The organism is Butyricimonas synergistica DSM 23225 (genome assembly GCF_000379665.1).
In the GTDB taxonomy this organism is placed as follows: Bacteria; Bacteroidota; Bacteroidia; order Bacteroidales; family Marinifilaceae; genus Butyricimonas; species Butyricimonas synergistica.
Genome location: NZ_KB903360.1, coordinates 422,286 through 434,534 on the forward strand (window position 1 = coordinate 422,286; position 12,249 = coordinate 434,534).

Sequence of the window (12,249 nt, forward strand, 5' to 3'; positions counted from 1 at the left end):
CTTTTAAACCATGAAAATAAAAACAAAATTAATTAGGATTAAGATTTTAAGCATTCTTTCTCTTATTATCCTTTTAGCAGGGTGCAATGATGATGAAAAAAAGATTAGCGGCAAGCAAATCCAACAAGCCTTGTTTGATATGAAAGGGACATACCACGGTTCTATCAAAGTGGCATTTTATCATGGAGCTGAAATTGTAAAGATTGATGATGCAAAAGCCTCGTCCCGCGATTCGCTTTCATTCATGTTGCCGCTTGCGCCCATTGCCGACATCATCAACGATAAAGAAATTGCCGCCACATTGCGCGAGGTTGAAGAAGTGGAAATTAAAGCCGAATACCAATTCTTACAAATTGACAACGAGGGATACTCCGTACATTTCGGGCTCATTCCGGAAAACATTGTCATTCCGGCTAATGGAACTACGCCGGACATTACAATAGTCCTCTCCAATTCATTTGGCGGTGATTTTGAAAAAAACTCGAATTTTATCATGTTCAATATTTCGCCCGTGGGGATTCGGGCAGGAGGCGTCCAACTCGACTCTTTCACACAACTTGTCTATCACTTCCGCGGAGAATATGAATAATCGGAACCACGATGTATAAATATTAAAATAACAAGAATATGTCAACACGAAACTGGACAACTATCAAGGAGTACGAAGATATTAAATTTGAGTTCTTCGAGGGAATTGCCAAGATCACGATCGATCGTCAAGAGGTGTACAACGCTTTCCGACCGCAAACGAATTTCGAGATGCTGGACGCCATGAATATCTGCCGCGAACGCAACGACATCGGCGTGGTGGTTCTCACGGGAGCAGGCGACAAGGCCTTCTGCTCGGGAGGCGACCAAAAGGTGAAAGGCGTGGGCGGATATATCGACGAGAATGGGGTACCCCGATTGAACGTGCTCGACCTGCACAAGGCTATCCGTTCACTCCCGAAACCCGTGATCGCCATGGTCAACGGCTACGCCATAGGCGGCGGACACGTGCTGCACGTGGTATGCGACCTCACGATTGCTTCGGAGAACGCACGCTTCGGACAAACGGGACCGAAGGTGGGAAGTTTCGACGGGGGATTCGGTTCCTCCTATCTCGCCCGCCACGTGGGACAAAAGAAGGCACGGGAAATCTGGTTCCTCTGCCGCCAATACACGGCGAAGGAAGCCGAAGAGATGGGAATGGTAAACAAAGTGGTGCCCTTCGACCAGCTGGAAGACGAAACGGTAGATTGGTGCAAAACGATCATGCAACGTAGCCCAATGGCTATCCGCATGATAAAACGGGCTTTGAACGCGGAACTTGACGGACAACACGGGTTAATGGAACTTGCCGGGGATGCCACATTGATGTATTATCTCATGGAGGAAGCGCAAGAAGGTAAAAATGCCTTTCTGGAGAAACGCGATCCCGATTTCCAGCAATTCCCGAAATTCCCGTAATCGTATTCGCTTCATGATGTTACAGACATGTTACAAGCAAAATACTCTAAATATATCTTGAGATTCAAACAACCCTCGGGTACTTCCCGGGGGGTTCTCACGGAGAAAGAAACTTGGTTTATCAAGGTTTGGGACTCGAAACAACCGGAAATCTTCGGGCTAGGGGAGTGTGCCGTGTTCCGGGGATTGGGAGCGGACGACCGACCGGGATACGAGGATAAACTGAAAGAAGTTTGCCTCCGCATCAACGAGATAGACCCGCCTTCTTTAAGCGAGTGGAGCTCTATCCGGTTCGGGGTGGAAACCGCCCTCGCGGATTTAGAAAACGGGGGAAAACGTTTGATTTTTCCTTCCACCTTCACGGAGGGAGGGGAAACCATCGAGATTAACGGTTTGATATGGATGGGCGACCGGGAAACCATGCGCCAACGGATTGTAGAGAAGCTGGATGCCGGATTTCACTGTATCAAATTAAAAATAGGGGCTATCGATTTTGAATCGGAATTGAACCTGTTGCACGCGATACGGTCGCAATTCAGCAAGGAGATGGTAGAACTCCGGGTAGATGCCAACGGGGCATTCTCCCCGGAAGAGGCTCCCCGGAAGCTGGAACAATTGGCTCGATATGATATTCATTCCATCGAACAGCCTATCCGTCAAGGGCAATGGCAGGCGATGTCACGCCTATGCAGGAATACCCCGATCCCAATAGCGTTGGACGAAGAATTGATCGGGATCAACGAGAGCCACCAAAAAATCGAAATGCTTGATACGATATGCCCGCAATATATCATCCTGAAGCCTTCCCTTGCCGGAGGTTTCGCCGGTTCGCAAGAATGGATAGACCTCTCCCGGGAAAGGAATATCGGCTGGTGGGTGACCTCCGCACTGGAATCCAACATCGGGCTGAATGCTATCGCACAATGGACTTTTACCTTACACGCGTCTATGCCCCAGGGACTGGGCACCGGGCAATTGTACACGAATAATATTCCTTCGCCCCTGGAACAAACAGGCTCTACTATCCGGTATTGCCCTACAAGCAAATGGGAAACGGACTTGATTCAATTTTAAACAATGAAGATCAATATCAGAATCAACGGCACACGATACACGACGCTCGAATCGTTGCACGAGATCGACGACTCGCAAGTTGTTGATTTCCTGCGGGAATGGTATAATGCCGAAGAATATGTCATCGGGCACACGTCTGGCTCCACGGGAGCACCGAAAGAGATCCGGTTATTGAAAAAAGATATGCTGGCGTCCGCACGGATCACGAATGATTTCTTTCATATCGGGGCGGATTCCCGGTTGCTGTTATGCCTGTCCCCACGGTATATTGCCGGAAAGATGATGATCGTCCGTACCCTCTTGTCCGGAGCTGATTTACGCACGGTAAAAGTAAGTTCATCCCCATTAAAAGACACGGACGGGGAATTTGATCTCGTTGCCATGGTGCCCATGCAAGTGGAAACTTCCCTGAGCACGCCGGAAACGGCTCAACGGTTTACCCGCGTGAAACAAGTAATCATCGGGGGTGCCGCTATTTCCGTCCGCATGGAAAAACAACTGCAAACAGTACCGACCGCCTGTTACTGCACTTACGGGATGACGGAAACAGTGTCGCACGTCGCGTTGAGGGATATTAACGGAAAGGGTAAATCTCCTTTCTATTTTGCCCTAGGAGATGTCCACTTCGAAACAGACGAGAGGGGTTGCCTCGTGATTCGGGCTCCGCACCTGCAACAACAAAGGTTCGTCACGAATGATATCGCCAGATTGATTGACGATACTCGTTTTGAATGGTTGGGACGCCATGATAACGTGATTAATTCCGGGGGAGTCAAACTGTTCCCCGAAAGAATAGAGGCAAAAATTGCCCTTTTCGTGGAACAACGTTTCTTTATTATGCCCGAGGAAGATGCCCGCTTGGGACAACGAGCCGTCCTCGTCATTGAAGGCAGAGCATGGGACGAGGAACAGAAAAAGCAGTTGCTGGAACAACTACGCCAAGAGTTGCACCCGTACGAGATACCTAAAAAGATTTACTTCCGGGAACATTTCATGGAAACTTACTCGGGAAAAATCATCCGGAAACTAATATAACAAAAACTTTTCTATCTTTGCCCGTGAAAAACATACAAATTAGGGCTACAAGCCGTAACTCAAAAACAAAGTTTTTGAACTCATGGATTACAAGGAAGTTATCGAAAACATATACAACGAGGTGAAACCTCTTTTCGGCAAAGGACAAGTCGCCGATTATATCCCGGCACTGGCTAATGTCAACCCGCGACAATTCGGCATCGCTATTGCCACTCTCGACGGGCAAATTATCGGGACGGGGGATTACCAAACGAAATTCTCCATTCAAAGTATTTCCAAGGTGTACACGTTGGCAATGGTGGTACGCCACATGGGAGGCGACTTGTGGCAATATGTAGGCAGGGAACCTTCCGGGACTCCATTCAATTCACTGGTTCAGCTTGAACATGAACACGGTATCCCGCGTAATCCTTTTATCAATGCCGGGGCTCTCGTGGTAACGGACAAACTGATGAATCTTTATCATAGACCCAAAGAAGCGATTATCCAATTTGTTCGGGGAATAGCGGGATCAGAAGATATTTATTTCGATAAGATAGTTGCCCAATCGGAATTGGAACACGCCAGCCGTAACCAAGCTTTGGGGCATTTCATGAAAAGTTTCGGGAACATCGACAATGACGTGGATTCGCTGATCGATGTATATTGTAATCAATGTAGTATCGCCATGACTTGTGAAGACCTTGCCAAGTCGTTCTTATTCCTGGCAAACCATGGAATCAACCCGCATAATAACGAGAACATTTTGACCGTAAGCCGTTCCAAACGACTCAGTGCCTTGATGCTTACCTGCGGGTTCTACGATGAATCGGGTGATTTCGCTTTCCGCGTAGGGATGCCCGGCAAGAGCGGTGTCGGCGGCGGTGTCGTTGCCATCATTCCCGGCAAACTGAGTATCGCTGTTTGGAGCCCGGAATTGAACCAACACGGCAATTCTTACATGGGGATAGAAACTCTGGAAAGGTTCACCACGAACATCGGGATTTCTATTTTCTAATACTTATTCCCTACTTTTGTTAAGTATGTAGAAATTCGTGTATATGAAAAGAATCATCTTTTTCGGGCTACTGTTGCTCTTTTCCTGTAACCAAGATGAAAAGGTCACGGGTAAAGAAACAGAACTCGTGTTTCAGAGTGAATTTAACACGTTGGATTTATTCGCCATAGACCGGGACAACCGTATTGTCCGTCACGAGCATTTCACCCAAGAGGATTTACATGATAACACGCTTCAAGCGAATCTTCCCCTGGGACGCTATCGTGTTGCTTGTGTTGCCAATTGTCCTGATATAGATTTTAACACGGGAGAAACACTGGAAAATATTCTACTCCGCCTACCCCGAAAAGGGGATACTTTTCAAGAAGCGAATGATACACGGACAGCCCTCCAAAGTGTCAGCATCTCGGAAAATAAGGATGCAACTTTCGTGATACGCCTTGCCCGGCGAGTGGCTCGGTTACAAGTTACCCTGAATGACATTCCCGAAGATGTCGATCATTTGAATTTTGAACTATCATTCGTACCGTCTGCCATAAACTTCACGGGAACGAACACGAACACGTTCGGCACGATCACGAAGCCTTTCAACCGGGAAGCAGACCAAGCCAGTGTTGAACTCCTGACTTTTCCCGCTAAAAAGGGGGAGGCTACCCTGTCCGTAACTTATCGCACGGGGGATAAAGAAAAACGTAAAATCATCCCATTCTCGGAAAGTGTGGACACGAATCAAATCATCCGGATAGAAAAGAATTTCCCGGAACTGGAAGAAGGCGGTTTACAAGGGAACGGGATTAACTTATTGCAAAACGGGGATTTCGAGATTTGGAATGATCTTTCCAAAGAACCTGATGGTTGGCGTTTCTTCAAGGACGGACGGGATAGTTCAGCCGTAAAAGTAAACGAGGATAAAGTACATTCAGGAAAACAAGCCGTATTTCTACAAGGTAAGACCTATTTATATCAAGATGTTGAGGTTAAAGCTCTTCAACGTTATGAAATTAAAATGTTCGTGAATGCCGCATCTTCCAATTTTTCATGGAAATATTATTGTTACTGGCGAAAAAGCAAAAGTACGGCACTTCCGGCTAAAGACAACGAACCCATTCAAGCACATAGCTATCAAAAACAGACCGATGGATGGTTTAACGTATTCAACGGCAAAACATTCACTGCCCCGGAAGGCGCAAAACTTTTACGGGTAGAAATCCGTACCTACGGTAAAGAAATCCTCCCGGGGGAAGGAATTTATATAGACGATTTTAGTGTAGAACTCGTCGAATGAGATACTTTCATGTCAGAAAATCATGGAATTCCTTTTTAGTTTTCAGTATAAAAACTAAATTCGCGTTCCAAATTGTATTATAAAATTATATTCACAATCATATGGGAAGAGCGTTCGAATACCGTAAAGCACGGAAGCTAAAGAGATGGGGCAACATGGCCCGCACGTTTACGAGAATAGGAAAAGAGATTGATATTGCCGTAAAAGCAGGAGGACCTGACCCAGCAAATAATACCCGTCTGCGTATCCTTATCCAAAACGCAAAAGCGGAAAATATGCCGAAAGAAAACGTGGAACGTGCCATCAAGCGTGCCGTTTCAAAAGATACTTCGGACTACAAGGAAATCGTGTACGAGGGATATGCCCCCTTCGGTATTGCTGTCGTTGTTGAAACAGCTACCGATAATAACACACGTACTGTTGCTAATGTGCGCCACTGTTTCTCTAAATACGGCGGCTCGCTTGGAACAACCGGTAGTTTGGATTTCTTGTTCGACCGGAAATGCGTTTTCAAAATCACCCGTCCCGAAAACTTCGATCTCGAAGAGTTCGAGTTGGAAATGATTGATTACGGTGCCGACGAAATCTTTGAAGATGACGAGAACCATGTAATTATTTATGGGGCATTCGAAGCATTCGGCGCTATTCAAAAATATTTGGAGGATAACCACTACGAAATGGTAAGTGGAGAGTTTGAACGTATCCCTCTTGATACAAAAGAATTAACCGAAGAACAAAGAGAAACTGTCGACAAATTACTGGAAAAATTGGAAGAAGATGATGACGTAACCAACGTTTATCACAACATTAAAGAGTAATTTTCTTGCAGATTAAAAAATATTGTTGCATATTTGCACCCGCAAAACGGTTAAAACCGCTTGCAACAAGGAAGACTTCGTAGCTCAGCTGGTAGAGCAATTGACTCTTAATCAATGGGTCGAGGGTTCGAGCCCCTCCGAGGTCACAGAAAATAAGCCACTTACGAAAGTAGGTGGTTTTCTTTTTGGGAGACAATAAACTTTCTTCTCTTTTCCCCGTAAAAATCATAAAATACACTATATTATGAGACACATCACTACATTATTCATGACGCTGGCACTCGTGCTAGGCACATTCGCATCTCTGACCGCACAGAATAGCATGACGGCTAAAGAGCAACGCAAACTAACCAGACAAGAACGTAAAATCGCTCAACAAAAAGAAAATGAACGATTGCACAAGGAGGCTATTCAAGCACTGGAGAATAATAATTTCGTACTGGAAGCCGATCGTTTGATCTTCAAAAGAGGCAGGTCGATAAGCGTAACTTCCATAAAGAATTTTATTTCCATGGCAAACAAAAAGGCTACCGTGCAAGTAAGTTTCGATACCCCTCGCCCTCTCCAAAACGGATTAGGCGGTTTCACGGTGGAAGGTAATGTTTCAGATGTCAAGATGAAACAAGACAAGAAGGGAAACGTGATTTACAGTTTTTTTGTCCAGGGTGTGAGTATTTCCGCTTACGTTAGTATTTCACTTTCCCCCGGTTCAAATAGCGTTTCCGCAAGGATTTCGCCTTCCTTCAATTCAAACACCCTCACGATGAACGGGAAGCTATTGCAACAAGGGAAAGCCCGTATTTTCGAGGGAATCAAACGCTGATGTTAATCACGTTGGATGTATAAAACGGCAATAGGTTTCTCCTATTGCCGTTTTTATTATATCCGATACAAAGAATACGACCGATTCTGATTTCAAAGAAATATTTCTATTCATCATATTAACAATAGGTTTATTTAACAAAAATGTACTATCTTTAGACACGATAACCTACAAACTACACGAAAGATGAAAAGACTATTCTTTACAATTTTCTGTTATTTCATCTGTCTGACCGCCTATATGCAGGATAAACCGGAATGGCAGGACGAAACGATCCCATTTGTCGGGAAAGAATACCCGCGGACTCCATTTATGACATACGGGGATATGGACAAAGCCCGGGATAACGATTTCAAGGCATCGGCAGACTACAAGTCTTTGAACGGGAAATGGAAATTCCATTGGGTTACCTCCTACAAGAAACGCCCGATAAATTTTTACCGCACGGATTTTAATGACTCACAGTGGGATGAAATTGATGTTCCGGCAAACTGGGAAACCAGTGGCCACGGGATTGCACTATACACGAATCACCCGTATGAATTCTGTCCCCGCAACCCACAACCTCCACTCCTGCCAGAAGAAAACCCGGTAGGTTCATACCGCAAACAGATTGAAATACCGGAACAATGGAACGGGAAAGAGATATTCCTGCACATCGGGGCGGTGAAATCCGGCTGTTATCTTTACGTGAACGGTACAAAAGTGGGATATAGCGAGGACTCGAAAGATCCCGTGGAATACAATATCACCCGTTATCTGAGACCGGGTCAGAATCTGATTGCCCTTGAGGTATATCGCTGGTCGACGGGCAGTTACCTTGAATGCCAGGATTTTTGGCGTATCAGCGGCATCGAACGGGATGTTTATCTTTTTGCCCAATCGCCTGTCCATCTCCGGGATTTCTCCATCCAACAGGATCTGGATAGCACGTATTCCAAAGGACTTTTCGGACTCGATCTTTTCCTTGAAAATAAGAATCCAAAGCAAACGGGACAAATCACCGTGCATTATCAACTGGAAAGTCCAGCCGGGACACGGGTAGCAAAAGGACACAAAGCAATCAGCATTGATTCCGTCGCTCACGTCCGGTTTGATGCCACGCTTCCGCAAGTTGAAGCATGGACGGCGGAAACTCCCAATCTATACCAACTTTTTATCCGCATCGAACAACCGGGGAAACAAACCGAAATTATCCCCTTCCGGGTCGGTTTCCGCAAACTGGAAATCAAAGGGAATCAATTCCTCGTGAACGGACGTCCCGTGCTAATCAAGGGTGTCAATTACCATGAGCATAACGAATACACGGGACACGTGCTTAGTGAAGCTGATATGCGGAAAGATTTCAAAAACATGAAACGCCACAATATCAATGCCATCCGCTGTTGCCATTACCCTCAACAACGCCGTTTTTACGAACTGTGTGACGAGTACGGTTTTTACGTGTGCAACGAGGCGAATATAGAATCTCACGGCATGGGTTATGATCTTCGCAGAGGGCGCACGCTTGGCAACAATCCCCGATGGCTGAATGCCCATATGGATCGTACCATGAATATGTATGAAACGAGTAAAAATTATCCTTGCGTCACGTTCTGGTCGCTTGGTAACGAAGCCGGTAACGGGTATAACTTTTACATGACTTATAACTGGTTAAAAGCACAAGATACGACACGCCCGATACAATACGAGCGAGCCGGGCTCGAGTGGAACACGGATATTTATTGCCCCCAATACCCGGGAGCCGATGCCCTCGAGAAATGGGGAAACACACGAACAGACCGACCATATATCATGTCTGAATACGCTCATGCCATGGGTAACAGTACCGGAAATTTCATGGACTTGTGGGATGTGATTTACCGTTATCCCAACCTTCAGGGCGGATTTATCTGGGATTGGATTGACCAGGGCATCCTCGTGAAGGATGAGAACGGAACACCTTTCTGGGCTTACGGCGGGGACTTCGGGGAAAACGCTCCTTCCGACGGTAATTTCCTGTGTAACGGTCTTGTTGGTCCCGACCGGGAACCGCACCCGGGACTTGCAGAAGTAAAAAAAGCATATCAATACGTTTGGTTCCAACCTATCGATATTAGTAAAGGGATCGTGAAAATTGAAAATCGGCATGATTTCACGAACCTCGATCAGTTCACGATAGAATACACGCTTATCGGAAACACGGAAACATTAAGCAGCGGTACACTTCCTTCACTAAACATCGCACCTGGCAAGAGCCGCCAAGTAACGATTCCGCTCAAAAATCTAAAGGTAAAGCCAGGGGTAGAGTATTTCCTGAACTTACACGTAAAAACCAAGAAATCCAGTCAATTTGCCCCCACCGGATTTATCGTGGCTTCCGAACAATTCCCAATTCCGGCAACGACACCGAAACCTGTTTACCAAGCCGCCCCGGACAAAGTACTCTCCATGGAAGAAAACGGACCGGAAATACGCATCTTCAACTCTACCATGGAATTCGTTTTCCACAAACAGAAAGGATACGTTACTTCCTATAAAGTGAACAACATACAGTATATTGCGGATGACTTCGGATTCCGACCTAATTTCTGGCGAGCTCCAACTGACAATGATTACGGGAACGGTATGCCCAACCGGATGCAGGCATGGAAACAAGCCAGCAAGAATTTCAAAATCGCGGGAATCAGGACTTCCGCTTCTACTGTAAACACGAACCTAACCGTCACGTACCGGTTACAGGAATGCAACACCCGTTACCACGTGTCCTACACGATCTATCCCTCCGGATACCTGAACGTGGCATGTCACCTGGAAGCCAATCCCAACGCTCCGGAAATACCCAGAATAGGTGCTAGGTTCCGCATGCCATCTGATTTGAACCAAATGGAATATTTCGGACAAGGACCCGAAGAGAATTATTGTGACCGCAATCACAGTACCCATGTCGGACATTACAAGAGTACCGCAGAACAACAGTACGTGCCCTACGTGCGACCGCAAGAAAACGGGCACAAGACAGACATCCGCTGGTTAACCCTGACAGACAAAACAGGCAAAGGATTGTTGTTCATTGCCGACTCCAATTTAATGGAATTCAATGTTTCCCGCAGTCGTATTGAAGATTTCGACGGGGAAGAATCCACACGCCCCTACCAGTGGCAGAACTTCACGAAAGATGAATCCCACGACCCATTAATGGCACAAAACCGTAAACCCAAACAAACCCACATCAATGACATCTATCCCCGCAATTTCGTGGAAATTTGCCTCGACCACCGGATGATGGGTGTCGCCGGAGATGATAGCTGGGGCTCCCGTCCCTATCCGCAATACACGCTACCGGCAAACCGGGACTACCATTGGAGCGTCATGATTATTCCTATCGGCAATAACGCTGAAATCAGCAATCACACGGGATATCGGTATATGCCATAAGAGGCTGTTAATATTTCCACATCAGATGTACTCATTACATCCAATTTTCCATTTGCGTAGTACACACAACCAACCATCTTATCACAACAAAATTCTTTATTTAAAAACGAGAGAGGCACCCGAAACCATCGGGCACCTCTTTTACTAACACACTACACTCTATTATTTCACGATAATCGTGAAACAGTTATCTAAATCCTTGGAATAACCTTCGTTCGAGAAAGTCAAAGATATTTTATACCGCCCTTTCGGGACATTATTATGCAACGGAAGGCTAAATACCCCACTAGATAGAATGGTCAATTCATTTAATAAAAGATCCACATCTCCAGTGTCCGTCGTGACATTTTTTATATCCACGTAGATTTGGGAAGTTCCATCCACACCTTCTATCGGAGTTGAAGTCCACGGAATTCCGTATAAATTACGATCATAATCTTCACCGCCTCCGGTTTTAATCGTTGGATAAATTCCCATCGAAATAACATCACCGGGATCCATTTTAAATATATTAACAAAAGTCTGAAAAGTTGGATTAGGAGTTTCTATCGGCGGAGTTATATCCAACTCTTTCTTCACCACCAATGAATCAATCTCGTATCCAGCATAATCAAGTGACAAATAACCGACCGTCACATCTTGACACCGGACACTTATCAACCAAACAAATAATGCAATTATCCCTATTCTAATTCCAGTTTTCATAGTTTCAAATTTTCAATCGTTTAAATTTCTCCGAAAGCATGACCATAATTCAATGCATGTACCACTCCGTTTGCAGGCTGAATATCAGGAGTTGCCATCGGTATTTTCGAATACACAGGCGAATATAATCTCAACGTTACCGGTCCCCCGTCAGCGACACCCCCGTAAGGTTGCACTTCCAAATAAGCATAAAACGAATTTCCGGCAAGACACGTCACCAAAGTTCTCCCATCCTGCCGTTTATCATTAATTTGGTATTCCGTGTTCCGATAAGCGACATCCTTTTTCAACAACTTTCCTTTAGAAACATAACGCAAAATAAACGCCCGACAATCCTCCACCGGGATATCATCCACAGACTGAATATTACTCCCATTCTTAAACTGTTCGTCCCATATATACCGCTGAATCGAATAACTCTTCGGTCCCCAGAACGTGATTTCTGGATATTCATCATCCTTTCCTTCAAAAAGATCTACCAAACCGGCTCGTTCGATCATTTTTACCGTCAATTCCCAATTATATGAATCGGCTCGCAAAAAATCCATTATCGTACCTTCAAAATAAGGAGATGCCACCCCGGTATCAATCACATCTTGTTGCGTGTTACAAGCATTCATGCCCAGTAATACACATATCATAAGAA

At 45.4% G+C, this 12,249-nt stretch carries 11 protein-coding genes and 1 tRNA gene; 10 read left to right on the forward strand and 2 right to left on the reverse strand.

The annotated features are described in order from the left end of the window. The first annotated feature begins 10 nt into the window (after nt 1–10). The 10 genes from A3CY_RS0110160 (at nt 11) to A3CY_RS0110205 (ending at nt 10,898) form a co-directional block, all read left to right on the forward strand. Nucleotides 11–589 carry a DUF4840 domain-containing protein gene (locus tag A3CY_RS0110160; protein WP_018337807.1) on the forward strand — a complete coding sequence of 193 codons (579 nt, stop codon included), beginning with the start codon at nt 11–13 and terminating at the stop codon, nt 587–589. A 38-nt stretch (nt 590–627) separates the two neighbouring features. Beyond that, nucleotides 628–1,449: a 1,4-dihydroxy-2-naphthoyl-CoA synthase gene (menB, locus tag A3CY_RS0110165; protein ID WP_018337808.1), complete on the forward strand. Its 822-nt coding sequence runs from the start codon at nt 628–630 to the stop codon at nt 1,447–1,449. A gap of 27 nt (nt 1,450–1,476) precedes the next feature. After that, complete coding sequence (locus tag A3CY_RS0110170) at nt 1,477–2,523, forward strand: o-succinylbenzoate synthase (RefSeq protein WP_026207529.1); 1,047 nt, start codon at nt 1,477–1,479, stop codon at nt 2,521–2,523. Between the two features lie 3 nt (nt 2,524–2,526). After that, nucleotides 2,527–3,558, forward strand: coding sequence for an AMP-binding protein (locus A3CY_RS0110175; RefSeq protein WP_018337810.1), 1,032 nt, complete (start codon nt 2,527–2,529; stop codon nt 3,556–3,558). A gap of 82 nt (nt 3,559–3,640) precedes the next feature. Then, the gene (locus A3CY_RS0110180) at nt 3,641–4,555 is read left to right on the forward strand and encodes a glutaminase (protein WP_018337811.1); all 915 of its coding nucleotides are present in this window, start codon (nt 3,641–3,643) and stop codon (nt 4,553–4,555) included. 43 nt (nt 4,556–4,598) lie between these two features. Further along, entirely contained in the window at nt 4,599–5,840 is a 1,242-nt protein-coding gene (locus A3CY_RS0110185) for a FimB/Mfa2 family fimbrial subunit (protein ID WP_018337812.1), read from the forward strand. A gap of 101 nt (nt 5,841–5,941) precedes the next feature. Further along, the gene (locus A3CY_RS0110190) at nt 5,942–6,658 is read left to right on the forward strand and encodes a YebC/PmpR family DNA-binding transcriptional regulator (RefSeq protein WP_018337813.1); all 717 of its coding nucleotides are present in this window, start codon (nt 5,942–5,944) and stop codon (nt 6,656–6,658) included. A 73-nt stretch (nt 6,659–6,731) separates the two neighbouring features. Continuing rightward, a tRNA-Lys gene (locus A3CY_RS0110195) sits at nt 6,732–6,804 on the forward strand. A gap of 98 nt (nt 6,805–6,902) precedes the next feature. Further along, a complete protein-coding gene (locus tag A3CY_RS0110200; RefSeq protein WP_018337814.1) occupies nt 6,903–7,481 on the forward strand; it encodes a DUF4251 domain-containing protein in 579 nt (192 codons plus the stop codon). Between the two features lie 186 nt (nt 7,482–7,667). Continuing rightward, nucleotides 7,668–10,898: a glycoside hydrolase family 2 TIM barrel-domain containing protein gene (locus A3CY_RS0110205; protein ID WP_018337815.1), complete on the forward strand. Its 3,231-nt coding sequence runs from the start codon at nt 7,668–7,670 to the stop codon at nt 10,896–10,898. A 162-nt stretch (nt 10,899–11,060) separates the two neighbouring features. On the opposite strand, the gene A3CY_RS22055 is transcribed toward A3CY_RS0110205, so the two are convergent. Together A3CY_RS22055 and A3CY_RS0110215 are read right to left on the reverse strand one after the other, a co-directional pair. Continuing rightward, a complete protein-coding gene (locus A3CY_RS22055) occupies nt 11,061–11,603 on the reverse strand; it encodes a hypothetical protein (protein ID WP_018337816.1) in 543 nt (180 codons plus the stop codon). Between the two features lie 20 nt (nt 11,604–11,623). Beyond that, a complete protein-coding gene (locus A3CY_RS0110215) occupies nt 11,624–12,244 on the reverse strand; it encodes a hypothetical protein (protein ID WP_240388147.1) in 621 nt (206 codons plus the stop codon). Nucleotides 12,245–12,249: the final 5 nt, after the last annotated feature.